Annotated in this window: 25 protein-coding genes; 11 read left to right on the forward strand and 14 right to left on the reverse strand. The window is 71.0% G+C overall.

The window, feature by feature from the left end; translation table 11 throughout:
- The first annotated feature begins 258 nt into the window (after nucleotides 1-258).
- The 5 genes from ACFYRX_RS40785 (at nucleotide 259) to ACFYRX_RS40805 (ending at nucleotide 5,543) form a co-directional block, all read left to right on the forward strand.
- Complete coding sequence (locus tag ACFYRX_RS40785; protein ID WP_389111690.1) at nucleotides 259-2,628, forward strand: RNA degradosome polyphosphate kinase; 2,370 nt, start codon at nucleotides 259-261, stop codon at nucleotides 2,626-2,628.
- Nucleotides 2,609-3,655 carry a CHAD domain-containing protein gene (locus tag ACFYRX_RS40790; RefSeq protein ID WP_389111691.1) on the forward strand — a complete coding sequence of 349 codons (1,047 nt, stop codon included), beginning with the start codon at nucleotides 2,609-2,611 and terminating at the stop codon, nucleotides 3,653-3,655. Before ACFYRX_RS40785 ends, ACFYRX_RS40790 begins: the two co-directional genes overlap by 20 nt.
- A 17-nt stretch (nucleotides 3,656-3,672) precedes the next feature.
- A complete protein-coding gene (locus tag ACFYRX_RS40795; RefSeq protein ID WP_389111692.1) occupies nucleotides 3,673-4,098 on the forward strand; it encodes an NUDIX hydrolase in 426 nt (141 codons plus the stop codon).
- Between the two features lie 336 nt (nucleotides 4,099-4,434).
- Nucleotides 4,435-5,268, forward strand: a complete 834-nt coding sequence (locus ACFYRX_RS40800; protein WP_389111693.1) for a hypothetical protein — start codon at nucleotides 4,435-4,437, stop codon at nucleotides 5,266-5,268.
- A 98-nt stretch (nucleotides 5,269-5,366) separates the two neighbouring features.
- Nucleotides 5,367-5,543, forward strand: coding sequence for a hypothetical protein (locus ACFYRX_RS40805; RefSeq protein WP_355744565.1), 177 nt, complete (start codon nucleotides 5,367-5,369; stop codon nucleotides 5,541-5,543).
- A 36-nt stretch (nucleotides 5,544-5,579) separates the two neighbouring features.
- Here ACFYRX_RS40805 and ACFYRX_RS40810 read toward each other — a convergent pair whose 3' ends face one another.
- Complete coding sequence (locus ACFYRX_RS40810) at nucleotides 5,580-5,918, reverse strand: metal-sensitive transcriptional regulator (protein WP_389111695.1); 339 nt, start codon at nucleotides 5,916-5,918, stop codon at nucleotides 5,580-5,582.
- Between the two features lie 188 nt (nucleotides 5,919-6,106).
- Between ACFYRX_RS40810 and ACFYRX_RS40815 the strand changes: the two genes are divergently transcribed.
- From ACFYRX_RS40815 to ACFYRX_RS40825, 3 genes are read left to right on the forward strand one after another with little or no spacing between them, the layout of a single operon-like run.
- On the forward strand, nucleotides 6,107-6,727 hold the full coding sequence (locus ACFYRX_RS40815; RefSeq protein WP_030043659.1) for a DUF47 domain-containing protein: 621 nt from the start codon (nucleotides 6,107-6,109) through the stop codon (nucleotides 6,725-6,727).
- 8 nt (nucleotides 6,728-6,735) lie between these two features.
- Complete coding sequence (locus ACFYRX_RS40820; protein WP_389111696.1) at nucleotides 6,736-7,734, forward strand: anion permease; 999 nt, start codon at nucleotides 6,736-6,738, stop codon at nucleotides 7,732-7,734.
- 31 nt (nucleotides 7,735-7,765) lie between these two features.
- Nucleotides 7,766-8,473, forward strand: coding sequence for a response regulator transcription factor (locus tag ACFYRX_RS40825; RefSeq protein ID WP_389111697.1), 708 nt, complete (start codon nucleotides 7,766-7,768; stop codon nucleotides 8,471-8,473).
- Here the strand turns inward: ACFYRX_RS40825 and ACFYRX_RS40830 are convergent.
- The 9 genes from ACFYRX_RS40830 to pstS all read right to left on the reverse strand — a co-directional run bounded on the left by ACFYRX_RS40830 (nucleotide 8,459) and on the right by pstS (nucleotide 18,304).
- Nucleotides 8,459-10,102 (reverse strand): sensor histidine kinase, encoded by a 1,644-nt coding sequence (locus ACFYRX_RS40830; protein WP_389111699.1) that lies wholly within the window; start codon nucleotides 10,100-10,102, stop codon nucleotides 8,459-8,461. The genes ACFYRX_RS40825 and ACFYRX_RS40830 overlap by 15 nt on opposite strands.
- A gap of 100 nt (nucleotides 10,103-10,202) precedes the next feature.
- Nucleotides 10,203-11,414 carry an ABC transporter permease gene (locus tag ACFYRX_RS40835; RefSeq protein ID WP_389111700.1) on the reverse strand — a complete coding sequence of 404 codons (1,212 nt, stop codon included), beginning with the start codon at nucleotides 11,412-11,414 and terminating at the stop codon, nucleotides 10,203-10,205.
- 8 nt (nucleotides 11,415-11,422) lie between these two features.
- Nucleotides 11,423-12,133, reverse strand: coding sequence for an ABC transporter ATP-binding protein (locus ACFYRX_RS40840; RefSeq protein WP_389111701.1), 711 nt, complete (start codon nucleotides 12,131-12,133; stop codon nucleotides 11,423-11,425).
- A complete protein-coding gene (locus ACFYRX_RS40845) occupies nucleotides 12,130-13,365 on the reverse strand; it encodes a peptidoglycan-binding protein (RefSeq protein ID WP_389111703.1) in 1,236 nt (411 codons plus the stop codon). The genes ACFYRX_RS40840 and ACFYRX_RS40845 overlap by 4 nt, the downstream gene beginning before the upstream one ends.
- Nucleotides 13,366-13,367: 2 nt before the next feature.
- Nucleotides 13,368-13,922 carry a hypothetical protein gene (locus tag ACFYRX_RS40850; RefSeq protein ID WP_389111704.1) on the reverse strand — a complete coding sequence of 185 codons (555 nt, stop codon included), beginning with the start codon at nucleotides 13,920-13,922 and terminating at the stop codon, nucleotides 13,368-13,370.
- A gap of 261 nt (nucleotides 13,923-14,183) precedes the next feature.
- Nucleotides 14,184-14,960: a phosphate ABC transporter ATP-binding protein PstB gene (gene pstB / locus ACFYRX_RS40855; protein WP_389111706.1), complete on the reverse strand. Its 777-nt coding sequence runs from the start codon at nucleotides 14,958-14,960 to the stop codon at nucleotides 14,184-14,186.
- 41 nt (nucleotides 14,961-15,001) lie between these two features.
- Nucleotides 15,002-16,060, reverse strand: coding sequence for a phosphate ABC transporter permease PstA (gene pstA / locus ACFYRX_RS40860; protein WP_389111708.1), 1,059 nt, complete (start codon nucleotides 16,058-16,060; stop codon nucleotides 15,002-15,004).
- Nucleotides 16,057-17,061: a phosphate ABC transporter permease subunit PstC gene (gene pstC, locus ACFYRX_RS40865; protein ID WP_389111710.1), complete on the reverse strand. Its 1,005-nt coding sequence runs from the start codon at nucleotides 17,059-17,061 to the stop codon at nucleotides 16,057-16,059. The genes pstA and pstC overlap by 4 nt, the downstream gene beginning before the upstream one ends.
- A 118-nt stretch (nucleotides 17,062-17,179) precedes the next feature.
- The gene (pstS, locus tag ACFYRX_RS40870; protein WP_389111712.1) at nucleotides 17,180-18,304 is read right to left on the reverse strand and encodes a phosphate ABC transporter substrate-binding protein PstS; all 1,125 of its coding nucleotides are present in this window, start codon (nucleotides 18,302-18,304) and stop codon (nucleotides 17,180-17,182) included.
- Between the two features lie 298 nt (nucleotides 18,305-18,602).
- Between pstS and ACFYRX_RS40875 the strand changes: the two genes are divergently transcribed.
- Nucleotides 18,603-20,165, forward strand: a complete 1,563-nt coding sequence (locus tag ACFYRX_RS40875; protein WP_389111714.1) for an FAD-binding oxidoreductase — start codon at nucleotides 18,603-18,605, stop codon at nucleotides 20,163-20,165.
- A 33-nt stretch (nucleotides 20,166-20,198) separates the two neighbouring features.
- Here ACFYRX_RS40875 and ACFYRX_RS40880 read toward each other — a convergent pair whose 3' ends face one another.
- From ACFYRX_RS40880 to ACFYRX_RS40890, 3 genes are all read right to left on the reverse strand, one after another.
- Complete coding sequence (locus ACFYRX_RS40880; RefSeq protein WP_389111718.1) at nucleotides 20,199-20,894, reverse strand: phosphatase PAP2 family protein; 696 nt, start codon at nucleotides 20,892-20,894, stop codon at nucleotides 20,199-20,201.
- 169 nt (nucleotides 20,895-21,063) lie between these two features.
- On the reverse strand, nucleotides 21,064-22,071 hold the full coding sequence (locus tag ACFYRX_RS40885; RefSeq protein WP_389111720.1) for an NlpC/P60 family protein: 1,008 nt from the start codon (nucleotides 22,069-22,071) through the stop codon (nucleotides 21,064-21,066).
- Nucleotides 22,072-22,188: 117 nt separating this feature from the next.
- Nucleotides 22,189-22,914: a trypsin-like serine peptidase gene (locus ACFYRX_RS40890; protein ID WP_389111722.1), complete on the reverse strand. Its 726-nt coding sequence runs from the start codon at nucleotides 22,912-22,914 to the stop codon at nucleotides 22,189-22,191.
- A gap of 144 nt (nucleotides 22,915-23,058) precedes the next feature.
- Here ACFYRX_RS40890 and ACFYRX_RS40895 point away from each other — a divergent pair, with 144 nt between their 5' ends.
- Nucleotides 23,059-23,949, forward strand: coding sequence for an alpha/beta fold hydrolase (locus ACFYRX_RS40895; protein WP_389111723.1), 891 nt, complete (start codon nucleotides 23,059-23,061; stop codon nucleotides 23,947-23,949).
- Between the two features lie 5 nt (nucleotides 23,950-23,954).
- On the opposite strand, the gene ACFYRX_RS40900 is transcribed toward ACFYRX_RS40895, so the two are convergent.
- Complete coding sequence (locus tag ACFYRX_RS40900) at nucleotides 23,955-24,869, reverse strand: oxidoreductase (protein WP_389111725.1); 915 nt, start codon at nucleotides 24,867-24,869, stop codon at nucleotides 23,955-23,957.
- A 79-nt stretch (nucleotides 24,870-24,948) separates the two neighbouring features.
- Here ACFYRX_RS40900 and ACFYRX_RS40905 point away from each other — a divergent pair, with 79 nt between their 5' ends.
- The gene (locus ACFYRX_RS40905) at nucleotides 24,949-25,593 is read left to right on the forward strand and encodes a TetR/AcrR family transcriptional regulator (RefSeq protein ID WP_389111727.1); all 645 of its coding nucleotides are present in this window, start codon (nucleotides 24,949-24,951) and stop codon (nucleotides 25,591-25,593) included.
- Nucleotides 25,594-25,597 lie beyond the last annotated feature (4 nt).

The raw sequence follows: 25,597 nt of genomic DNA on the forward strand, positions 1-25,597 counted from the left end.
GGGGGGGCGCCCCCGCGCGGGGGGCGGCCGCCCCCCACCCCCCCCCCCCCCCCCCCCCCCCCCCCCCCCCCCCCCCCCCCCCCCCCCCCCCCCGTCCCCGCCCAACCCACCCACCTCAGGGGCGCGGGGAACTGCGCAAAAAACCCCCGCCCCCACCGAACCCGCACCCGAACAACAACGCCCGGGAGCCGCCCCCCGATATCCCGCACGCCATGTCGCCGTAACCACTGGTTCAGACAGCCTTGCGAGGCTCAGTGGATGAAGCCCGCCGTGCCAGAGCCTTCGCCGCCCCCCGAGGGGTCCGCGGGGAGCGGGGACGCCCCGGTCACCCCCGTGCTCCCACTCGCACTGTCCGACGCGCCCGTTTCGCTCCTGGCGCGGAAGAATGGGTCCATGAGCCAGTCGAACACCCAGGCAGAGGTCCAGCACGTACAGCCCTCCGTGGGCTCCATAGCCGCACACCGCCCGCACACCGTCTCGGCCACCGTCTCCGATCTCGAACCCGACCTCGACGCCGATCTCGACGCGTACGAGGAGATCCCGGTCGACGGCGCCGCCCAGCTCCCGCAGGGTCGTTTCCTCGACCGGGAACGCAGCTGGCTCGCGTTCAACGAACGCGTCCTGGAACTCGCCGAGGACCCGAACACCCCCCTCCTGGAGCGCGCGAACTTCCTCGCGATCTTCGCCAGCAACCTGGACGAGTTCTTCATGGTCCGGGTCGCAGGCCTGAAGCGCCGCATAGCCACCGGCGTAGCCACCCGCTCCGCCTCCGGCCTCCAGCCGCGCGAGGTACTGGAGATGATCTGGGCCCGCTCCCGCGAGCTGATGGCCCGGCACGCCGCCTGCTACCACGAGGACGTCGCCCCCGCGCTCGCGGAGGACGGCATCCACCTGGTCCGCTGGAACGAACTCCAGGAGAAGGAACAGGCCCGCCTCTTCACCCTGTTCCGGCACCAGATCTTCCCGGTCCTGACCCCCCTCGCGGTCGACCCGGCACACCCCTTCCCATACATCTCGGGCCTCTCCCTGAACCTGGCCGTGATCGTGCGCAACCCGGTCAACGGCAAGCGCCACTTCGCCCGCGTCAAGGTCCCGCCGCTGCTGTCCCGCTTCCTGGAGTCCTCCCCCGGCCGCTACGTCCCCATCGAGGACGTCATCGGCGCCCACCTGGAGGAACTGTTCCCGGGCATGGAGGTCCTGGAGCACCACACCTTCCGGGTCACCCGCAACGAGGACCTGGAGGTCGAGGAGGACGACGCCGAGAACCTCCTCCAGGCCCTGGAGCGCGAACTCATGCGGCGCCGCTTCGGCCCGCCGGTGCGCCTGGAGGTCGAGGAGTCCATCGACCGCGAGGTGCTGGACCTCCTCGTACGCGAGCTGAAGATCTCCGAGGCCGAGGTCTACCCGCTCCCCGGCCCCCTGGACCTCACCGGCCTCTTCCGCATCGCCGGCCTGGACCGCCCCGAACTCAAGTACCGCAAGTTCGTCGCCGGCGTCCACCGCGACCTGGCCGAGGTCGAGTCGGCATCCTCACCGGACATCTTCGCCGCCCTGCGCGCCCGGGACGTCCTGCTGCACCACCCCTACGACTCCTTCTCGACCTCGGTGCAGGCCTTCCTCCAGCAGGCGGCCGAGGACGACGACGTCCTGGCCATCAAGCAGACGCTGTACCGCACGTCGGGCGACTCCCCCATCGTCGACGCCCTCATCGACGCCGCCGAGGCCGGCAAACAGGTCCTCGTCCTGGTCGAGATCAAGGCCCGCTTCGACGAGCACGCCAACATCAAGTGGGCGCGCAAACTGGAGGAGGCGGGCTGCCATGTCGTCTACGGCCTCGTCGGCCTGAAGACCCACTGCAAGCTGTCCCTGGTGGTCCGTCAGGAAGGCGACACGCTACGGCGGTACAGCCACGTCGGCACCGGCAACTACCACCCGAAGACGGCCCGGCTCTACGAGGACCTCGGCCTGCTCACCGCCGACCCGCAGGTGGGCGCGGACCTCTCCGACCTCTTCAACCGGCTGTCCGGCTACTCCCGCCGCGAGACCTACCGACGCCTCCTAGTGGCGCCCAAGTCCCTTCGCGACGGCCTCATTTCACGCGTGAACAAGGAAGTCCAGCACCACCGCGCAGGGCGTCCGGCCTTCATCCGCATCAAGGTCAACTCGCTGGTGGACGAGGCGCTCATCGACTCGCTCTACCGCGCGTCCCAGGCGGGCGTGCCGGTCGACGTCTGGGTGCGCGGCATCTGCGCGATCCGCCCGGGCGTCACCGGCATGTCCGAGAACATCCGGGTCCGCTCGATCCTCGGCCGGTTCCTCGAACACTCCCGGGTGTTCACCTTCGGCAACGGCGGCGAGCCCGAGGTGTGGTTCGGCAGCGCCGACATGATGCACCGCAACCTCGACCGCCGTATCGAGGCGCTGGTGCGGGTGACGGACCCGGCCCACCGGGCGTCCCTCAACCGGCTGCTGGAGACCGGCATGTCCGACACCACCGCGTCCTGGCACCTCGGCCCGGACGGTGAGTGGATCCGGCACGCCATGGACGCGGACGGCCAACCCCTGCGCAACGTCCAGGAGATGCTCATAGACGCCCGGAGGCGCCGGCGTGGCACAGCAACACCTTGAACCGACGGATCCGCTGGCCGGACCGGTAACCGGGGACGCCCTCGCGGGTTACCTGCGGTCCCAGGCCACGGAGTTCCTCCGGGCCCTGCGCCAGCACCGCGAAGGCGGAGCCCCGGCCCAGGCCCAGGAGGGCCCCGTCGACGCGGCCCGGGCCCTGCGCCGCTCGGTCCGCCGCATCAGCGCCAGCCTCCACACCTTCCGCCCCCTCCTGGACGCCGACTGGTCGGAGTCACTGCGCCCCGAACTGGCCTGGCTGTCCGGGACCTTGGGCATGGAGCACGCCTACGAGTCCCGCCTGGAGCGGCTGTTGCTGGCGCTGCACAGGCTGTCGGGGGCGGTGTTCCCGACACAGCCGACCGCAGTCATGACCAACGGGGCGGCCCACCCCGCGCCCGCCCCGGACCGCGGCAACCTCACCGTGGGCGCGGCCAAGGCGGGCGCCCTGCTGGACCGCCAGCTGACCCTGGCCCGCACCCGGGCCCACTCGACCGCCCTGCAGGCCCTGGGGTCCAGCCGCTTCCACGCGGTCGCCGACCACATCGCCGTACTCGCCAGCGAGGTCCCGCTGACGAGAACGGCCCCCGCCACCGACCTCCGCCCGCTCGCCACCGCCGCCCAGGAACGCCTGGAGGACGCCGTGACCGCCCTCCCCCTTGTCACCGCGGGCCACCCCTACAACGCCGAGGCCCTCATCCACGGCCTGTCCCCGGACCCCTCCCCCCACCCCCAGGACGCCCCCTGGCACCAGGTCCGCCTCCTGCTGCGCCTGCACCGCTACGCGCGCGAGGCCCTGACCGGCGCCAACCCGCCGGTGGACGGACGGATCCACACCGCGGGCCTGTGCCTGGACCGTCACCGGGACGCCTCGGAGGCGTCGGCGGCGGCGGCCTCGGCGGCCCGCACCCCCCGTATCGCCCCGGCGACCGCCTACGCCCTCGGTGTCCTGCACGCCGACCAGCGCCACGAGGTGGAGGCCGCCCGCTTCTCGTTCCAGCAGTGCTGGCAGAAACAGGCGGTCACCACCTGAAGGAGGCAGCGACCCCAGTGACCAACGCCCAAGAACCCCCCGTCCAGGCAGCGGGCTGCGTCCTGTGGCGCCACTCCCCGGCCGACGGCGCCCTGGAGATCTGCCTGGTCCACAGGCCGAGGTACGACGACTGGTCGCATCCGAAAGGCAAGCTGAAGCGTGGTGAGGCCGCCCTCGCCGGTGCGCTGCGCGAGGTCGAGGAGGAGACGGGGTACCTGGCCGCGCCCGGCGCCCCGCTGTCCATGGTGAAGTACTTCGCCAACGGCCGTCCCAAGGAGGTCCGTTACTGGGCGGCCGAGGCCGGCACGGGCGGCTTCACCCCGAACGACGAGGTCGACCGCATCCTGTGGCTCCCGCCGGCGGAGGCCAGGAGCCGTCTGACCCAGCCCCGGGACAGGACCCTGGTCGACGAGCTCCTGGTGCGGGTCTTCGAACGCACTTGACCCCCGGCGGACCTGTCAGCCCTGTGCGTGCCCCGCCGCGTCCGCCCGTGCCAGGCTGCGGGCTCTGCGCGCCGGACCGCGCCAGCCGCAGGTGCACCGGGCCAGACAGAAACGGCCCTGTTCGACCATCTGCGTGTGGTGGGCCGGTCGGTCGGGAGGAGGTGGGGGGATCCTGTCCTGCTGCGCCACACTGACAACGTTACCCACCCCGGGTGCCGTGCCAATCGGCCGCCTCCCGCAGCGGTGCCGGCCGGCGCGTGACGGCCCCCGCCCACCCGTCGTTAACGGCAACGACAGGGGGTCCGTGGCGGACTTCCCGGCAGGGGGTGGGCGGCGATGGCGAAGCGGCAGCACAGGCGGGCCGGTGCGGCGCTGGTCACGGCGGTGCTCGCGGCCGGTGCCTGCGCCACCGGATGCTCGGGCGGCGGCGCCACCCTGGACGGGCCGCCCGCGGCCGACCCGGTCGGGACCCTGCGCCGGGCCGCCGACACCCTGGTGGACGCGGGCACTTCGAAGGCCCGTACGTCGATGGAGATGGCCACCGGCGGAACCCGGGTCACCATCCGCGGCGAGGGCGTCTACGACTACCGCGGCCGGCTGGGCCGGCTGCGGGTGATGCTGCCGCTGGACCCGGCCGGCGCCAGCGAGCACCGGCCGATCACCGAACTCCTCGCCCCGGGCGCCCTGTTCATGAAGAACCGGGGTGCCGGTGTGCCCGCCGACAAGTGGGTGCGGGTGGACACCGCGACCCTCTCCGACGGCAACCTCGTCACCGGCGGGGCCACCGATCCGCTCGCCGCCGCCGATGTGCTGCGCGGGACGCGGACGGCGACGTACGTCGGGGCGACCGAGCTCGCCGGAACTGAGGTGCGGCACTACCGGGGCACCGCGGACCTGGCCGCCGCCGCGAGGGGAGCCTCCGGCGCGAACAGGGGCGTCCTGGCAGCGGCGGCGAAGGGGTTCGCCACGTCCGCGGTGCCCTTCGACGTCTACCTCGACGACCAGGGCCGCATCCGCAAGATCCGGCACCGGTTCAGCTTCCTCACCGGGCAGCACAGGGGCACGGTCGCGGTCGCCTCGACGACGCTGCTGTACGACTTCGGGATCACCGCCGACGTACGGCTGCCGGCCGGCCGGGACATCTACGACGGCGAGATCGCCGAGGGGTGAGCAGCCGTGACGGGCGTCAAGAACTAGCCCGTCCGTGCCATGCGCGGTGTGTGGGCCGCTCCCTACTCTAGGAAGCCGGTACCGGCAGAGAAGAGGTGATGCGCGTGGCTCCGGTCGGCGGTACGGCGGTTCAGGACCACGTGGCCCTCGCCGAGATCGAACTGTGCGGAGAGCTGATCATCGCGGCGTCGGCCGCGGACGACCGGCTCAGCCTGGCGAGCATCGACGAGGTGCTGAAAGTGGCCGAAGAACGTGCGGGCGCCCCCGGCGAATGAGCCGGGGGCGCACGTCCCGTCGTGAAGAAGGCCGGATCACGTCCGCAGCAGCCGGCCGATCGCCTTGGTGGCCTCCTCGACCTTCGCGTCGATCTCGGCGCCGCCCTTGACGGCGGCGTCCGCGACGCAGTGCCGCAGGTGTTCCTCCAGGAGCTGCAGGGCGAAGGACTGCAGGGCCTTGGTGGAGGCGGACACCTGCGTGAGTATGTCGATGCAGTAGACGTCCTCGTCGACCATCCGCTGCAGGCCCCGGATCTGCCCCTCGATCCGGCGCAGGCGCTTGAGGTGTTCGTCCTTCTGCTTGTGGTAGCCGTGGGTGGTGTTTTCGGCCACCGTCCCGGAGGGCGCCGTGGCGCCGGCCTCGGTCGTCGTCATCGCATCCTCCAGATCAATACCCCTACCGGGTATATCGTACCGAACTTTGCTGGGTATAGGGCCCTTGGTACTCCCCCGTACGGATCACTCTGCCTGATGGGCGACACTGGGGGACGGCCCATTAGCCGTGGCCGGATGATGCACTTAGCATCACCCTGACCGAAACCGATGCACCCCGAGGACCCCTTGTGCGCTTTCGTCTGACTCCCAGGGAGACGAGCTTCTACGACATGTTCGCCGCCTCCGCGGACAACATCGTCACGGGCTCCAAGCTCCTGATGGAACTGCTCGGGGCGGACACCGCCGGCCGGGCCGAGATCGCAGAGCGTATGCGGGCCGCTGAACACGCCGGTGACGATGCCACTCACGCGATCTTCCACCAGCTGAACTCCTCGTTCATCACGCCGTTCGACCGCGAGGACATCTACAACCTGGCGTCCTCCCTCGACGACATCATGGACTTCATGGAGGAGGCCGTCGACCTGGTCGTCCTCTACAACGTCGAAGAACTCCCCAAGGGCGTCGAGCAGCAGATCGAGGTGCTGGCGCGGGCGGCCGAGCTGACGGCCGAGGCCATGCCGAACCTGCGGACCATGGACAACCTCACCGAGTACTGGATCGAGGTCAACCGGCTGGAGAACCAGGCGGACCAGATCCACCGCAAGCTGCTCGCCATGCTCTTCAACGGCAAGTACGAGGCCATCGAGGTGCTCAAGCTCAAGCAGATCGTGGACGTCCTGGAAGAGGCCGCGGACGCGTTCGAGCACGTGGCGAACACGGTGGAGACCATCGCCGTCAAGGAGTCCTGAGCCCCTTTATGGACACCTTCGCTCTGGTCGTGACCATCCTGGTCGCGCTCTTCTTCACGTACACCAACGGCTTCCACGACTCCGCGAACGCGATCGCGACCTCGGTGTCGACACGCGCACTGACGCCGCGTGCGGCGCTGGCGATGGCCGCGGTGATGAACCTGGCGGGCGCGTTCCTCGGCAACGAGGTCGCCAAGACGGTCAGCGAGGGGCTGATCGAGACCCCGCACGGCTCGAAGGGGATGGGCATCCTCTTCGCGGCGCTCGTGGGCGCGATCGTCTGGAACCTGGTCACCTGGTACTTCGGCCTGCCCTCCTCGTCCTCCCACGCGCTCTTCGGCGGCCTGGTCGGCGCGGCGCTGGCGGGCGGCAGCGAGGTGATCTGGCACGGGGTGGTCGAGAAGGTCGTCATCCCGATGTTCGTGTCGCCGTTCGTCGGTCTGATCGTCGGCTACCTGGTGATGACGGCCATCATGTGGATCTTCCGCCGGGCCAACCCGCACAAGGCCAAGCGCGGCTTCCGCATCGCGCAGACGGTGTCCGCGGCCGGCATGGCGCTCGGCCACGGTCTGCAGGACGCCCAGAAGACGATGGGCATCGTGGTGATGGCCCTGGTGATCTCCGGCCACCAGACATACGGCGACCCGATCCCGGTCTGGGTGAAGATCGCCTGCGCGGTGATGCTGTCGCTGGGCACGTACGCGGGCGGCTGGCGCATCATGCGCACACTGGGCCGGAAGATCATCGAGCTGGATCCCCCGCAGGGTTTCGCCGCGGAGACGACGGGTGCGGCGATCATGTTCACCACCGCGTACCTGTTCAAGGCGCCGGTCTCGACGACGCACGTCATCACCTCCGCCATCATGGGCGTCGGCGCCACCAAGCGCGTGAACGCGGTCCGCTGGGGCGTCGCCAAGAACATCGTCCTGGGCTGGTTCATCACGATGCCCGCGGCGGCGATCGTGGCCGCCTGCTCCTACGGGCTCGTGAACCTGCTGTTCCTCTAGCCGGGCGCCGGACTTCACTGGGGGGAGAACGATGAGCGCACGGATTCTGGTGGCCGAGGACGACGAGAAGCAGTCCCGCCTCATCCGGATCTATCTGGAGCGGGAGGGCAACGCGGTCCAGGTCGTGGCCGACGGCCGCGCCGCACTCGACCGGGCCCGTTCGTCGAAGCCGGACCTCATCGTGCTCGACGTCATGCTGCCGCTGGTCGACGGACTCGACGTGTGCCGCATCCTGCGCACCGAGTCGGACGTCCCGATCCTGCTGCTCACCGCCCGCACCACCGAGGAGGACATGCTCCTCGGGCTCGACCTCGGCGCCGACGACTACCTCACCAAGCCGTACAGCCCCCGCGAGCTGACCGCCCGGGTGCGGGCGCTGCTGCGCCGGTCGGGGAAGTCCGGCGGGGCACCGGAGTCCGCCGTGCTGCGGGTCGGCGAGATGGAGCTGGACACCGCGCGCTTCGAGGTACGGGTGGCGGGGCAGCCGGTGACGCTGACCGCGAAGGAGTTCTCCATCCTGGAGGCCCTGGCCCGGGAACCGGGACGCGTCTTCACCCGCAGGCAGATCATCGAGCGGGTCTTCGGCTACGACCGGGACGTGCTGGAGCGGACCGTGGACGCCCATGTGATGAACCTGCGCCGCAAGCTGGAGGCGGACCCGGCGCGGCCCCGGCTGCTGGAGACGGTGTATGGCCGGGGGTACCGCCTCGCGGACGCCGTGGACTCAGCGCGTCCCTGAACCGCCGTCGGCCCCCGCCGTCACGGGCAGGGCGATCGTGAACGTCGTACCGACGCCGGTCGTGCTGCGCACCTCGATCGTCCCGCGGTGGTCGGTGACGATCTGCCGGGCGATGGACAGCCCCAGGCCGCTTCCGCCGGTCGCCCGGCCCCGGGACGGGTCCGCCCGCCAGAAGCGGTCGAAGAGGTGCGGCAGGTCCTCGGCCGCTATCCCGCCGCCGGTGTCCCGCACCTCCACCACGGCCAGTTCGCCGCGCGGGGCCACCGTCAGGGTCACGGTGCCGCCCGCCGCGGTGGCCCGCAGCGCGTTGCCGAGCAGGTTGCCCACGGCCTGGCGCAGCCGGTCCGGGTCCGCGGTCACGGTCACCGGCCCCGGCGCCTGGAGCCGGAGCGCGACACCCGCCGTCTCCGCCTGGGTCTGGTGGGCCGTACGGCAGGTGTCCAGCAGCTCGCGCAGGTCGACCTCGGCGGGGTGGTAGGTGAGCGCGCCGGCCTCCGCCAGGGCGAGATCCTGCAGGTCGTCCACGATCCGCTGCTGGAGCAGCGCCTCCTCGTGCAGCGAGGCGAGCACCTCGGGGGTCGGCTCCAGAACCTGGTCCAGCAGGGCCTCGAGGTATCCGCGCAGATTGGCCAGCGGGGTGCGCAGTTCGTGCGCGATGTCCCCGGTGAGACGGCGCTGGCGCTCCTCGCCGGCCTGGAGGGAGTCGGCCATGTGGTTGAAGGCGCCGCCGAGTTGGGCGATCTCGTCCCGTCCGGACACGGGGACCCGGCGCCCGAGGTCGCCCTCGCCGAGGTCCTTCGCCGCGAGCGTCATGGCGCGGACGGGGCGCAGGACCGCCCGGTTCAGCAGCAGGGCGCCGAGGATGACCGAGAGCGCGACGCCCGCGGCGACCAGGGCGGTGGGTGCGGCGGCCAGGGTCGGCGGGGACTCGTCCCGTACGCCGAGGCGGACCTCCAGCCGGGGCGGGGCACTGGATGCCACCCGCTCGTTGAAGACCCGTTGCAGACAGGCGCCGAACCGCTGTTCCGCCTCGCAGGCACGGACCGCCTCGTAGTCCCGTCCCGTGCTCGGGTCGGTGCCCTGCTCGGGCCGAGGGCACTGCCGGACCTGGCGGTCGGTGCTGATCCGGGGCACGCCCACGGCGTCCGGGCGGGCCGTCACCCGGGCGCCGGCCCGGGTCAGACAGGCCGCGTGAGCTGTCGCGGCACGGTAGTCGGCGATCGCCGTGACCGTCCGCTTCAGCGACGTCAGCCGTACCCCGTCCACCGGGACCGTCAGAACGGGGCGGGGGTCGACAAGGACCGCGGGCCGGCTGCTCGGCGCGCGGGGGGTGCGGCCGGCGAGGGCGTCGGAGTCGGCGAGCAGTACGTCGGTCTCGGTGGCGACCCGGAGGCGCTGGCCGGTGTCCTTCGCGAGCTCGGCCACGGTCGGGGAGAGGCCGTCCCAGGTGCCGTGGGCGTAGCCGTAGTCGCGCAGTTCACCGGTGATCCGGGACGTCTCCTGGCGGCCCGCGGTGACGGACTCCTCGATCTGACGGTTCGCCTGACGGAGGGTCAGCCACGCGGTGGCGGCGGTTGCCGTCAGCGCGACCAGCATGAGCAGGCCGAGAATCCGGAGCCGGAAGCTCATCTTTCCCTTTTCATCTCGCTCTGTCCGAATGCGGTCATCGTGCGGTCGTCATGCGGCCATTTCGGCATCGCACATACTCCGGGGACCGTCCCTTTCCACGTCACGTCCCCGCCAGCGCCACCGTCGGCGACAGTCTGCTGGCCCGGACCGCCGGATACAGCCCGGCGAGCACCCCGATGAGCAGCGTCGAGCCGATCCCCGCCGCGCTCGCCCACACCGGCACCACCGTCGGCCAGCCCCGGCTGACGGCGTATCCCGAGGTGATCAGCGTGCCGAGCACGGTTCCGCCGAGACCCCCGACGAGTGACAGCAGCAGCGACTCGGTCACGAACTGGGTCCTGATCTGGCCGCTGGTCGCCCCGAGTGCCCGGCGCAGACCGATCTCCGGGCGGCGCTCCAGCACCGAGATCACCATGGTGTTGCCCACTCCGACGCCGCCGACGAGCAGGGCGACACCGCCGAGGCCCAGCAGCAGCCCGGTCAGTGCCGACTCGGTGGCCTCGCGGGCGGCGAGCGCGTCCGAGGGCCGTGACACCCGTACCTCGCCCGGTTTCTCGGGGTACGCCGTGGCCGCCAGTACCCCGCGCACCGCCGCGACCTGGCTGTCCTCGGCCCGGACGTAGACGGTGGACGGATGTCCGTCGAAGCCCAGGTATGTCCGCGCGGCCGGCCAGCCGACCAGGGCGGCGCTGTCCAGTTCCGGCGCCAGCGGCACCGGGTCGAGGACGCCGACCAGCGAGAACCACCGGCCCCCGATCCACACCCGGACTCCGGGGGCGTACACGTCGAGCCGGCGGGCGGCCGTGGCGCCGAGGACGACGGCCGGGTAGTCCTCGGTGGCCGAGTCCAGCCAGCGGCCCCTGCGGATCTCACCGCCGACGGCGGGCAGCAGTTCGGGGCCGGCCGCGAGGACCTCCAGGGAACCGGTGTGGCCCACCGCGATGCGTTCGTTGCGGTAGACGCCGGCGTCGGTCGCACCGGTCGCCGCGACCTCCTCGACCGGTGGGACACGGCGGATCATCGGCACGGCCTCCACGGGCAGTTCGGCCTCGTCGCCGGTCAGGGACTCGCCGGGCGCCACCCGCAGCAGATTGGTGCCGAGGGCGTCCAGCCGCTGGTCCACCTCGGCCTGCCCGGAGCCCGAGATGCCGACCACCGCGATCATCGCGGCGACGCCGATCGCGATGCCGAGGGCGGAGAGGAAGACGCGCAGGGGCCGGGTCCGCAGCCCGGTGCCGCCGAGCCGGACCACATCGGCGGGCCGCAGCCGCGCGGCACGCAGCGGGGACCGGCCGCCGGGGGTCTCGGACACGACGCCGCTCACCGCGTGGCCCTGGCAGTCGTCCGGGGGGCCGTGTCCGAGATCAGCCTGCCGTCGCGCATCTCCAGCCGACGGGGCAGCCCGGCGGCGATCTCACGGTCGTGCGTGATGATCACGACGGTGGTGCCGGCGGCATGCAGGTCCCGCAGCAGTTCCAGTACGGCCGCTCCGGAGGCGGAGTCGAGATTGCCGGTCGGCTCGTCCGCCAGCAGCACCGACGGTCCGCCGACCACGGCACGGGCGACGGCGACCCGCTGCCGCTCCCCGCCGGAGAGCTGGTGCGGCAGATGCCGTACCCGGTGGCTGAGACCCACCCGGGTCAGCGCGGCGGCGGCCTGCGCGCGCCTGCGCCGGATGGGGACGCCCGCGTAGAGGAGGCCGTCCGCGACCGAGTCCAGTACCGGGACGCCGACCGCCAGATGGAACTGCTGGAAGACGAAGCCGATCCGGGTGGCCCGCAGTGCGGAGACCTCGCGGTCGGACAGCAGCGCCACGTCGTGCCCGTCGATCAGGACGCGCCCCGCCGACGGACGGTCCAGGCTCCCCATGAGGTGGAGCAGGCTGGACTTGCCCGAGCCCGACGGGCCCACCACGCCGACCAGTTCCCCGCGCCCGATGCGCAGACTGACCTCGCTCAGCGCCGCCACCCCGCCCGGATACGTCTTGGAGACGGTGTCGAACTCCACCACCGTCGCAGATCCGCCGCTCACTCCGGGATCCTCACCTTCAGGCCCGCACGGACCGCGGAGCCGCTCACCTGCACCCTGCCGTCCGCGAAGAGCCCGGTCCTCACGGCGACGAAGGTGCCGTCCGCGGTCTCCAGACCGTGGCCGCCCTCCGCGAGCGCGACCAGTGCGGCCACCGGAACCGTCAGCACCTGCTCGGCCTCCCGTCCCACGTGTTCGACGGTGACGGGTCCGCTCTCCAGCCGCCCCAGGTTCTTCTGGTCCTTCATCGTGACGGTCACCGGCACGGTCGCCGCGCCCTCACCGGCCTCCCCCTCGGGCGCGGTCGCCTCCTTGCCGACCGAGGCCACCTCGCCCCGCACCGCCGTACCGTCCGGCAGCCGTACCGTCACGGCCGTGCCTCGCACGGCCCAACTCGCGTCCGCGGCCGAGGCGTCGACGACGACCCTCCGGGTCGAGCCGGTGTACGACAGGGTGTTCTCGCCGACGGACCCGCCCAGCCGGACGCCCGGGTGGCCGATACGCACCCGGCCGGCGGAGTAGATGACGTCCCCGATGCCGACCGTGCCGGTCCGGGGCTCACCAAGCGCCTTCTGCCAGCGCTTCACCGCCGACGCGGTGGCGTCGGTGAACGTCTCGTCCACGGTGAAGCCGGAGTAGCCGAGGGCGGCCAGGTTGGTCTCGAACTGGAGGACGTCCATACCGGTGAGCTCCGTCGGAGCGGCGGTTGCCGTGGCCGACGGACCGGCGCTCGGGTCGGCCTTCCCGCCCTCGGTGCCGCCGCCCGTCCCCTGCTCCGTCGGCGGCTCCTGCTCCGTCGGCGGTTCCTGCGGGGCGCCGGATCCCAGCCCCAGGTCCCGGTACATGGGCAGGCTCCCGTACAGCAGCACCACCGGCCGGTCGTCCACGCGCAGCAGCACGTCCCCGCGCCCGGCCGACGTCCCGGTGTCGGGGAGCCAGGTCACGGTCCCCGTCGCCTTGACCGGCAGCGGTATCTCCGTGCCGTAGCCCAACCGGCCGTCCACAGCGGTGCGTTCGGTCAGGGTGGTCCGGGTGACCGGGACGAGTGAGCCGCTCCGGGACGGCGCGTCCGGCTCCTCGTCCCCGCCGCCCCCGAGCCCCAGCGCACCGACCACGGCGACCGCGGCCACCAGGGCCACGGCCGAGACGATCAGGACCGTACGCCGGCGCCGTACGCCCGGTGGCGTGGGCGCCGTACCGGAGTCGTCGTCGATCCGCGGCACCGTCTCCGTCATGGTCAGCCCTTGCCCGGGCTCGCGTCGGCCGGGACCCCGACGATCGGCCCGCAGATCCGGATGGCCCGCTTCGCGGAGGCGGAGGTCTGGTCCCACTCGCCCTGTCCGAGCCCGTCGGAGCCGGGGTCGGGGAAGTCGGCGGCGCCGTTCTTCTGCATGCACGCGGCGTACTCGCGCTTCACTTCGACCTGTTCGGCGGACAGGCTCGGCTGGTTGCCGTTCTCGACGCTCTCGGGCACGGCGACCTGGAACTCGGCGCACTTCTCGGTCGCCGTCCTGAACTTCGGGTTCTTCTTCAGGGCGAGCAGCTTGCCGCCGCCCCCGAAGTCGACGTTCCCCCTGGCGTCCGGGTCCGGCGCGTCGATGCCGTTGTCCCGCAGGCACTTCACATAGGCGCGCTGCGCCTCGACGTACGCGCTCACGTCGTCGCCGCTCGTCCGCGCACTCGCCGTACCGGACGCCCTGACCGTGCCGTCCTCGGCCGTCGGCACCTCCGACCCGCCGTCACCGCCACCGCCGCCGCACCCGGCCAGCGCGAAGGCCGCGGCCAGAGCCACGACGGCCGACCGTATCCGATTCGCCCTCATCGGTGTTCCCCCACTCCCTCGGACCCGGACGCGACCGCGGCGGGCAGGCCGATCGTAGGAAGGGGATGATGAAGAACTCTTGAAGAACCTGTCCGGCGCCGATGCGACCGCGGGACCGTCCGCCCGCACATGACAACGGGCCCGCCCCCGGAATCCGGGGGCGGGCCCTCTGTGTCCTCGCGGTGGCACCGCCATGCAGCACCGCGAGGGGTCTTGGCCGGCGGCGTCGGCTCAGCCGAAGCGGCCGGAGATGTAGTCCTCGGTGGCCTGGACCGACGGGTTGGAGAAGATCCGCTCCGTCTCGTCGATCTCGATCAGCCGGCCGGGCTGGCCCACCGCGGCCAGGTTGAAGAAGGCCGTCCGGTCCGAGACCCGCGCCGCCTGCTGCATGTTGTGCGTCACGATGACGATCGTGAAGCGCTCCTTCAGCTCACCGATCAGGTCCTCGATGGCGAGGGTGGAGATCGGGTCCAGGGCCGAGCAGGGCTCGTCCATAAGGAGGACCTTCGGCTCGACCGCGATCGCGCGGGCGATGCACAGACGCTGCTGCTGACCACCGGAGAGACCGGAACCCGGCTTGTTCAGACGGTCCTTGACCTCGTTCCAGAGGTTCGCGCCCTTGAGGGACTTCTCGACGACGTCCGCGAGCTCGGACTTCTTGTACGAGCCGTTCAGGCGCAGGCCCGCCGCCACGTTGTCGAAGATCGACATGGTGGGGAACGGGTTCGGGCGCTGGAAGACCATGCCCACCTCGCGGCGCACGGACACCGGGTCGATGCCCTGGCCGTACAGGTCCTCGTCGTCGAGGAGCACCTTGCCCTCGACCCGGCCGCCCGAGGTGACCTCGTGCATCCGGTTGAGCGTGCGCAGGAACGTCGACTTGCCGCAGCCGGAGGGGCCGATGAAGGCCGTCACCGAGCGCGGCTCGACCGTCATCGAGATGTCTTCGATCGCCTTGTGGGAGCCGTAGTAGGCGGTGAGCCCACTTACGTCGATTCGCTTGGCCATGACTACTTCACTTCCAGATCTTCGGTCGCTGTATGGCCGCGTCAGCGACCGGTCTTCGGGGCCTTCCAGCGGGCGATGCCGCGAGCCACCAGGTTCAGGATCATCACGAAGGCGATCAGCGTCAGTGACGCCGCCCACGCACGGTCGTACGCCGCACCGGCGCCCGCGCTGTTCGCGTACTGCTGATAGATGTACAGCGGAAGCGACTGCTGCGCACCCTCGAAGGGGTTGGCGTTGATGAGCGAGTTGCCCCAGACCAGGAGCAGCACCGGCGCGGTCTCACCCGCGATACGGGCGATCGCCAGCATGACGCCGGTCGTGATGCCGCCGATCGAGGTGGGCAGGACCACCTTCAGGATGGTGCGCCACTTCGGGATGCCGAGCGCCAGGGACGCCTCGCGCAGCTCGTTCGGGACGAGCTTGAGCATCTCCTCCGTGGAGCGGACCACGACCGGCATCATCAGGATCGCGAGGGCCATCGAGCCGGCGAAGCCGAAGGGCTCCATGTCGAACATCAGCATGATGCTGAGGATGAACAGGCCCGCGACGATCGACGGGATGCCCGTCATGACGTCGACGAAGAAGGTGACGGCCTTGGAGAGCGCGCCGCGCCCGTACTCCACCAGGTAGACGGCGGTGAGTACACCGATCGGCGCCGCGATCACCGTGGCGAGGCCGACCTGCTCCATGCTGCCGAGGATGGCGTGGTAGATACCGCCGCCCGGCTCGGAGTCGGCGACCAGGCCCATGGAGTGGGTCAGGAAGTAGAAGTCGAGGACCTTCACACCCCGCGAGACGGTCGACCACACCAGGGAGACCAGCGGGATGACGGCGAGCAGGAAGGCGACCCAGACCAGCGAGGTCGCGACCCGGTCCTTGGCCTGACGGCGGCCCTCCACGCGGGCGGCGATGCCGTACGTCCCGAGGACGAACAGGACCGCGGCCATCAGGGCCCACTGGATGCTGCTGTCCAGGCCGGCGGCCGCGCTGATGCCGAGGCCCAGGGCGACGGAGCCGGCGGCGATGGCGTAGGGGGCCCACTTGGGCAGGCTCGCGCCGCGCAGGGTGCTGGGGCGCTTCTCGGCGATTGCGGTGCTCATGCGTTGGCCCCCGAGTACTCCTTGCGGCGGGCGATGATCATGCGCGCCGCGCCGTTGACCAGCAGGGTGATGACGAACAGGACCAGACCGGAGGCGATCAGCGCGTCCCGGCCGGTCTCGCTGGCCTCACCGAACTTGCTGGCGATGTTCTGGGCGAAGGTGCCGCCGCCCGGGTCGAGCAGGCTGGCCTGGATGTCGAAGGTCGGCGAGAGCACGGTGGCCACGGCCATCGTCTCGCCGAGCGCACGGCCGAGGCCGAGCATGGAGGCGGAGATCACGCCGGAGCGGCCGAAGGGGATGACCGCCATGCGGATCACCTCCCAGCGGGTGGCGCCGAGCGCCAGGGCCGCCTCCTCGTGCATCTGCGGGACCTGACGGAAGACCTCGCGGCTCACGTTGGTGATGATCGGCAGGATCATGATCGCGAGCAGGATGCCGACGGTGAGCATCGAGCGGGGCGCACCGCCCTGCCAGGAGAAGATGCCGGTCCAGCCGAGGTAGTCGTTGAGCCAGCCGTAGAGGCCGTTCATGTGCGGGACGAGGATCAGGGCGCCCCAGAGGCCGTACACGATGGACGGTACGGCGGCCAGCAGGTCGATCACGTACGCGATCGGGCCGCGCAGCTTGCGCGGGGCGTAGTGCGTGAGGAACAGCGCGATGGCGACGGCGATCGGGACCGCGATGGCCATGGCGACGATCGAGGAGACGATCGTGCCGAAGACGAGGACCGCGATGCCGAACTTCGGCGGGTCGATCTGCGTGGTCCACTCGAACGCGGTGAAGAAGTTGGCGTCGTCCTTGCTGATCGCGATCGAGGCGCGGTAGGTGAGGAAGCCCGCGATCGCGGCCATGATCACCAGCAGCAGGATGCCCGACCCGCGGGAGAGACCGAGGAAGATCCGGTCACCGGGTCGGGTGGCGCCACGGGCCGCGCGCTTCTGCTCGGCCTCGGTGGGTTGCGGTGCGGGGGGAGGTGCGTCTGTTATCTGTGTGGTTTCCATCGGGTTCTCCGGTCTGCGGAGCCACACGTGACGTACGGCTCCTGGCGGCGGTGCACCGGACGGTGCGGTCCGGCCGGGGTCCCTTCGAAGCGGGCCCCGGCCGGACCGCACACTCAAATCAGCTCAGGCTCTCGACGGTGGTGCGAACCTTGGCGATGATGTCGGCCGGGATCGGCGCGTAGTCGTTGTCCGCGAGGACCTTCTGGCCGTCCTCGGAGGCGGTGTAGCGCAGGAACGACTTGGTCGCGGCCAGGGTGTCGGCCTTGTTGCCCTTGTCGCAGACGATCTCGTACGTGACCAGGACCATCGGGTAGGCACCGTCGGCCTTGGTGGCGTAGTTCAGCTGGAGCGCGAGGTCCGAGCCGGTGCCGATGACCTTGGCGTCCGCGATCGCCTTGGAGGCGTTCTCGGTGGTCGGCTCGACCGGGGCGGAGGCGCCCGTGTTGATGCTGACCGGCGTGATGCCGTCCTTGGCGTAGGAGAGCTCGAAGTAGCCGATGGCGCCGTTGGTCTGCTTGACCTGCTGGGCCACACCGGAGGACTGCGCGGCGGACTGGCCGCCCTTGGCCTGCCAGGTCTTGCCGCCCTCGTAGGGCCAGTTGGCCTTGGTGGTGGCGATCAGGTACTTGGTGAAGTTGTCCGTCGTACCGGAGTCGTCCGAGCGGTGGAACGCCTGGATCTTCAGGTTCGGCAGGCTCACGCCCGGGTTCAGGGCCTTGATGGCCTTGTCGTTCCAGTTCGTGATCTTGGCGTCGAAGATCTTGGCGATCGTCGGCGCGTCCAGCGTGAGCTTGTCGACGCCGGAGATGTTGATGCCGAGGGCGATCGGGCCGCCGACCATCGGGAGGTCGATGCCCTGGCCGCCGGAGCAGATCTTCTTGGAGGCGGTGACCTCTTCCGGCTTCAGCGCGGAGTCGGAACCGGCGAAGGCGACCTGGCCGTTGTTGAACGCGGTCACACCGGCGCCGGAGCCACTGCCCTTGTAGTTGATCTGCACGCCGCAGGCCTGCGTGAACTGCTTGACCCAGGCGTCGATCGCGTTCTTCTGCGCGGAGGAGCCGTCGGCGAGCAGCTGACCCTTGGCGTCGTCACACTTGATGCTGCTGGCGTTGGCCGTCGAGGACGCGCTGCTGCCGCTGCTGTCGCTCGTGTCGTCGGAGCCGCACGCCGTGAGGGCCAGGGCGCCGGAGACGGCGAGAGCACCGAAGGCGAGGGCTCGCCGGTTCTTGCGCTGAAGCTTCACTTGAGTTCCTTCCGGGGGCCGCCGTCCTGAATCCGGCGGCGTGCGCGAAGTCTGGGTGATACGGATGCGCATTCGAGGCACACCACGCATCGCGTAAGGCCGAAATTAGGCAGATCAGGTGAAGGCGCCTATGGCTGGAAGTGAACGGAGGGTGAACCCCTGCAGAAGGTGCGGTGAGGTCACGGAACGCTCACGTCGAGGGCACAGTGTGATTCCGGAACCCGCGAGGGAACCCGCGCTCCCGCAGCCCCGTCTCGTTCCACAGGAGCCGACGAGGCCGGACGAAAGGCACGGACACATGCAACGGCGTACGTTCATCGGGAGCGCCGCGACCGCGATCGCGGCGGTGGCCACGGCCGCGTGCGACGGCGGGGGAAGTCCGGGCGCCGCGCAGAGCACCCTCGGCAGGGCTCTGACCTCATCCTCCCGCACGCCCGCGACCTCGGCGACCTCGGCGACCTCGGCGAGCTGGACCGCTCTGGCCCACGGCCTGGACGGCACGCTGGTCCGCCCCGGCGACGCCGACTGGTCCACGGCCCGCAAGCTCTACAACACCCGCTTCGACTCGCTGAAGCCCGCAGCGGTCGCGTACGTGGCGAACACCGACGACATCCGCACCACGCTCGCCTACGCCCGCGCCCACGGCATCCGGGTCGCGATCCGCAACGGCGGCCACTCCTACGCCGGCTGGTCCTCGGGAAACAACCGGCTGATCGTCGATGTCTCCGAGCTGAACCGCGTCCGCGCCTCGGGCGGCACCGCCGTGGTCGGCGCCGGCGCCAAGCTGATCGACGTCTACCGGGCCCTCACCGCCAAGGGCGTGACGATCCCGGCGGGCTCCTGCCCGACCGTCGGCGTCTCCGGCCTCACCCTCGGCGGCGGCCACGGCGTCGCCTCCCGGGCCTACGGCCTGACCTGCGACAGCCTCACCCGGGCGACGCTCATCACCGCCGACGGCAAGGAAGTGACCGCCGACGCCTCCACCGACAAGGACCTCTTCTGGGCCCTGCGCGGCGCGGGCAACGGCAACTTCGGCGTGGTGACCGAACTCCACTTCAGGACCCACCCGGCCCCGCAGGGCGTCACCGCGTACGCGACCTGGCCGTGGTCGAAGGCCGCCGCGGTGGTGCGGGCATGGCAGGAGTGGGGCCCCGGCCAGCCCGACGAGATCTGGTCCTCCTGCCATCTGGAGAACGGCGGCACGCCCTCCGTGGCGGTCGCGGCGTTCTCCATGGGCACCTACGGCGAGCTCCAGAACGCCCTCGACCGCCTGGCCGACAGGATCGGCTCACCGGCCCGCAGCGTCACACTGCGGCGGCACTCCTACGAGAGCGCGATGGAGGCGTACGCGGGCTGCTCGTCCTTCTCCACGGACGCCAAGTGCCACCTGCCCGGCTCCACCCCCGGCCGCTCCCCCCAGGGCGCCCTGGGGCGCGAGACCTACGCGGCCCACTCGGACTTCTTCGACCGCTCGATCCCGGCGGCCGGCATCCAGACCCTCCTGAGGCAGATCGCCTCGGCCCGGGGCGGCTCGGGCAGCATCGCCCTCACGGCCCTCGGCGGAGCGGTCAACCGCGTCTCCCCGACGGCCACGGCCTTCGTCCACCGCCGCTCCCGCATGCTGGCCCAGTACATCGCGTCCTGGAAGGCGGGAACGACGGGCACGACGGCCCAGTCCTGGCTGACGGAAGCCCACAGCGCGATGAAGCCGTACGCCTCGGGCGCGGCCTACCAGAACTACACGGACCCGACGCTGAAGAACTGGCGCACGGCGTACTACGGCGACGCGGCGACGAAACTGGCCAAGGTGAAGAAGCAGTACGACCCGCAGGGGTTCTTCACGTACCCACAGTCGCTGTAGCTGCTTTTGGGCCCCACGGCGCCGCACCCGGCACTAAGCGGCAAGATCCCTCTCGGAAGCCGCGGCCTCCTGCCGGGCCCCGGGAATCACCGAGGCCCGCCCGACCCCGCGCGCGCGAACGAGCCACGCCCCCTTCGAGGACCGCTCGACCGCCTTCAGCACGGGCGTGAGGAGAGCCATCGCAACCGGCGACAGCAACAGAGCCACAGCCGTACCGAGCGCGAACCCGCCGATGACGTCCGTCGGGTAGTGCACACCCATGTAGACCCGGCAGAACCCTTCGAGCAGCGCGAGAGCGATACCGAACAGCCCGAACTTCCGGGACGCGACGAACAACCCGACCGCCAGCGCCATCGTGATCGTCGCGTGGTCGCTCACAAAGGAGTAGTCGGTCTTCCCGGAGACCAGGACCTCGATGCCCTCATGGGTCCGGAACGGCCGGGGCCGCTCGACGAACCCCCTTATGGGCACGTTGACGAGCACGGCGACAGCGGCGGCCAACGGCGCCCACACCAGCGCGGCCAGGGAAGAGACCGCGTCCTCACCACCACGCCGCCGCACGGACCACCAGCACCACACGACGAGCAGGGCCATGCCCAGCAGGATCCCGTACTCCCCGACGTACTCCATGACCCGGTCGAACCAGTGCGGGGCGTCCTTGGCCAGGCCGTTGATGTCGTAGAGCAGGTCGACGTCGGGGTTCGACCCGGATTCGGCGAGAACAGCCATGGTGCTGCGGCCCCTTCGTCGTCTTTCCCGGCGTACCCATGTGCGCTCGGCTACGCCCCCAGGAACGCACGGCTCCCGTTAATACGTTCCACACTCCACTGAATGATCACGCAGACGTTATCGAAGAGAGATACATCGTCGCAGCTCAGGGGGTGGGTTTCACGCTCGGTCACACCGTGGTGGGCAATGCTTTCGCGCCATCTTCGGTGACTCGCGTGGCGCCGAAGTACTCAGAAGTGTCGATCGGGTCGAACCGGATCACAGCACCCGTTCTCGGTGCGTCGATCATGTATCCGCCGCCCACATAAATCCCCACATGGTGGATGGCGCGCGAATTGGTGAGGTCCGTGGAGAAGAACACCAGGTCCCCCGGCAACAGTTCACTTCTGGCCGGATGCGGGCCCGCGTTGTACTGGTCGTTCGCGACGCGCGGAAGTGTGACGCCCACGCTGTCGAACGCGGCCTGCGTCAGCCCCGAACAGTCGAAGCGTCCATTCTGTGCCGCGGTACCCGTGCCACCCCACAGATAGGGCGTCCCGAGTTTCTTCTGCGCGTAATAGATGGCCCCGGCGGCCTGCTCGGAGGGATCGACGCGGGTCGTGGGCGCCGCGAAACTCTCCTCCAGGGTCGTGATGGTCTTCACGTAGTTCTGGGTTTCCTTGTACGGCGGCACGCCCCCGTACTTGATGACCGCGTAGGCGCCCGCGTTGTACGAGGCGAGCATGTTCGCGGTGATGTTCCCCGGAACGTCCTTCACATAGGACGCGAGCGAGCAGTCGTACGAAGCCGCCGAGGGAATCGCGTCGTTGGGATCCCAGACGTCCTTGTCGCCGTCCCCGTCCCCGTCGACACCGTGCGTGGCCCAGGTCCCCGGGATGAACTGCGCTATTCCCTGCGCCGCCGCGGCACTCTGCGCCTTCGGGTTGAACCCGCTCTCCTGGTAGAGCTGGGCGGCGAGCAGCGCCGGGTTGATGGCGGGGCAGAGGTTGCCCCACTTCTGCACGAGGGGCTGATACGCGGCCGGAACGGCCCCCTTGGCCAGCGCCTTCGTCGCCCCGCCCACCCCGTTCGCGAGGTTCCCGGCGACGACGTAGACGCCCACGACGAGCAGCATCACGAAGCTGAGCCCCGCCCCGAGAGCGGCGCCCGCCACGAGCCACGCCTTACGCACCGTCAACCGCCCCTAGGTCCCTGGGAGTCCGCCCGCGTCAGTTTATGAGCTTCCCCGAAGGAAACCGGGGTACTCGGACGAGTCGGCGCAAAGATCGACGCGGACGCGGTGTGCTCCCGGGGGTCAGCAGACCGCGCGCCGGTAGAGCGCGGCGGCCTCCGCCCCGAGCACCACGCTGTACGACACGTCGGCCGTCGCCCCGCCCTGCTCGTGCCCGCCCAGCACCCCCACGACCCGCCCGTCCCCGTTCACCCAGGGACTGCCGCTGGTGCCTCCCGTGAACCGGGGGCACTCGATCCGCTGCTGGGTACTGCTGTGAGCCGTCGGCTTGTTGGTGCAGCTGATCGGCACCTCGCGGGAGGAGGGATACCCGGTGACGGTGACGGCGGTGGCCCCGGTCGCCGTACGCGTGGCGAACCGGTTCCCGCCGACGACGTCCTGGACCGCACCCTCGACCGTGGCGAAGGCGACGTCGCTGTCCTCGTCGTACCCCTGGGACCACCCCGCGGGCATGTACCGCTTGCCCACCTTCCACTTCCCGTAGGGCGCCCTGCCGTCCCGGTACCCGGGCACGAACACGATGTCGTCGCGGTTGCCGCCGAGACAGTGCGCGGCGGTGACGATGAGGTTCCGGCGCGGGCTGCGGACGACGGAGGCGGTGCAGTAGTGGTGGCCGCCGTCGAACAGGGCGCCCACCCGGGCGCTCTGCGAGCCGGCCGCGGCGACCGTCGTCACCCCGAAGGGCCCCGCTCCGTCGTCGGCGACCGCCTCGGAGGCCGAGGTTAGGGTGAGCAGGACGACGGCGGCGTGGAGAGCGATACGTGGCGTGCACTTCACGGAAGGCAGCATTCCGCACGAAGGTGAGAAATGCGTCAAGCGCCCCGGAGGCCGCTCTCAGGGAGCCCCGGACGGCACGTCGAGCGGACCACGGCCGTGTGGACGGAGCACGCCGGGGCACCCGGGCCCCGACGGGCGAGCGACGGAGGCCACGACGTGTTCGACGGCTTCGAGCTGACGCGATGCGAGGGCGACGGGGCCACGCTGCGCGTACGCCACGGTGGCAGCGGCCCCGCAGTGCTGCTCCTGCACGGCCACCCCCGCACACACGCCACCTGGCACCGCGTCGCCCCGCCGCTGGCCGCGGCGGGTTTCACCGTCGTCTGCCCCGACCTGCGCGGCTACGGCCGCTCCGACAAGCCCGCGACCGACCCGGAACACCGGCCGTACTCCAAACGGGTCATGGCCGGGGACTGCCTCGCAGTCATGCGCCGACTCGGCCACGAGCGGTTCGCGGTCGTCGGGCACGACCGGGGCGCCTACGTGGCCACCCGCCTCGCCCTGGACCACCCCGAAGCGGTGTCCGCCGTCAGCGTGCTGGACGCCGTCCCCATCGGGGAGGCCCTGCGGCGCTGCGACGCCGGCTTCGCGGCGAGCTGGTGGCACTGGTTCTTCCTCGGCCAGACGGACAAGCCCGCCGAACGCGTCATCAACGCCGACCCGGACGCCTGGTATCGGGCCGACGCCGAGCAGATGGGCGCCGAGGCGTACGAGGACTACCGGCGCGCCATCCACGACCCGGCCACCGTGCACGCCATGTGCGAGGACTACCGGGCCGGGCTCGGCATCGACCGGGACCACGACGACACCGACCGGCGGGCGGACCGGCGCATCGGCTGCCCGCTCCAGATCCTGTGGGCCACCCGCGACGACATGACCGACCTCTACGGCGATGTCCTGGGCGTCTGGCGCGACTGGGCGGGCGGCCATCTGGAAGGCGGTCCGGTCGGCTCCGGGCACCACATCGCCGAGGAGGCGCCCGAGGCGCTCGTAGGCGCCCTGCGCGCGTTCTGGGAGAAGTCCGGCCACGCTCCCGTTCCACGCTGACCAGCTCAGCCCCGCGCCCCCACATCCTGGGGAAAACGCGTCCCCGTGAGCTCCTCCGACGCCGTCCACAGGCGCCGGGCGACGGCCGGGTCGCTCGCGGCCGCGCTCCGGCCCACCAGGGTCGGCGCTCCCCGCATCTCGCCGAGCCCGTCCGGGCCCACGTAACTCGCCCCCGGCAGGTCCCGCGTCGCCGCGTACAGCGTGGGCAGCGCCCCCGCCCGGTCGTCCTGGGCCAGGAACCTGTTGCCGAACTTCATGAACAGCCGGGCCGCCGCACTGGACGCGTGGCTCTGGAGGTTGGTCGCCGCGTACCCGGGGTGGGCGGCCAGGGCGCGGACCGGGGAGCCCGATTCCGCCAGCCGGCGCTGGAGTTCCAGCACGAACAGCAGGTTCGCCAGCTTGGACTGGGCGTACACGCCCCTCGGGTCGTAGCCCGACGTCCGGTTCAGGTCGTCGAAGTCGATCCGCTGGTCGCCCCAGCGGTGTGCGCCCGAGGACACCGTCACGACCCGGTCCGTGAGGTACGGCAACAGCAGGTTGGTCAGCGCGAAGTGGCCCAGGTGGTTCGTGCCGAACTGCATCTCGAAGCCGTCCCGCGTCCGCTGCTCCGGGATCATCATGACGCCCGCGTTGTTGATCAGCAGGTCCAGCGGGCGGTCCCAGCCGGCCGCGAACTCCCGTACGGACGACAGGTCCGCCAGGTCCAGGCGGCGCACCTCCGTGCTGCCGGGCACCCGGGCCGCCGCGGTGCCGCCCCGCTCGACGTCCCGTACGGCGAACACCACATGCGCCCCGGCCCGGGCCAGCGCGTCCGCGGCCGTGAAGCCGATCCCGCTGTTGGCCCCCGTGATCACCGCGGTGCGGCCGGTGAGGTCGGGGAGGTGGGTCGCGTTCCATTTCTGCTGTGCGTCAGTAGCCATGCCCTGAATGTAGACGCCGACAACAATGATGTCAACGACAACAATGATGCCGTCGACAACATCCGGATACGATGAGGTCATGCCGCCCACGAACGACGCCGTGCCGCCCGTGACATCCGAGAGGGCCGAGAAGCCCGGGAACCGCCCGTACCACCACGGAGACCTCCGCTCCGCCCTCCTCGCGAGCGCCGAGCACACCCTCCGGGAGAAGGGCACCGGGGCACTGTCCCTGCGCGAACTCGCCCGCGACATCGGCGTCAGCCACGCCGCACCGGGACGGCACTTCAAGGACAAGCAGGCCCTGCTCGACGCCCTCGCCCTGACCGGCTACGACCGCATGGCCCAGGTCCTGGAGGCCGCCGACGACCCGGCCCTCCCCCTCCGGCCCCGGCTGACCGCCCTGGCGCAGGCCTACCTCGGCTTCGCCCTCGACAACGCAGCCCTGCTGGAGCTGATGTACGCCCGCAAGCACGAGCCCGACACCTCCGAGCAGATGGCCGCCGCACTCGACCGGACCATCGGCTCCCTGGAGCGGGCCGTCGCCGCCGCCCAGCAGCGGGGCGAGATGGTCGACGGCGACCCCGAGCACCTCACGCTGGTCGTGGGCTCCGCCCTGCAGGGCCTCGCCTCGTTCGCGGCCAATGGCAGCATCCCGCCCGACGCGGCCATGGACACCGTGGCGGAACTCGTCCGTCACCTGCTCGACGGGCTCCGGCCCCGCTGAGCAC

The organism is Streptomyces sp. NPDC005374 (assembly GCF_042872225.1).
In the GTDB taxonomy this organism is placed as follows: Bacteria; Actinomycetota; Actinomycetes; order Streptomycetales; family Streptomycetaceae; genus Streptomyces.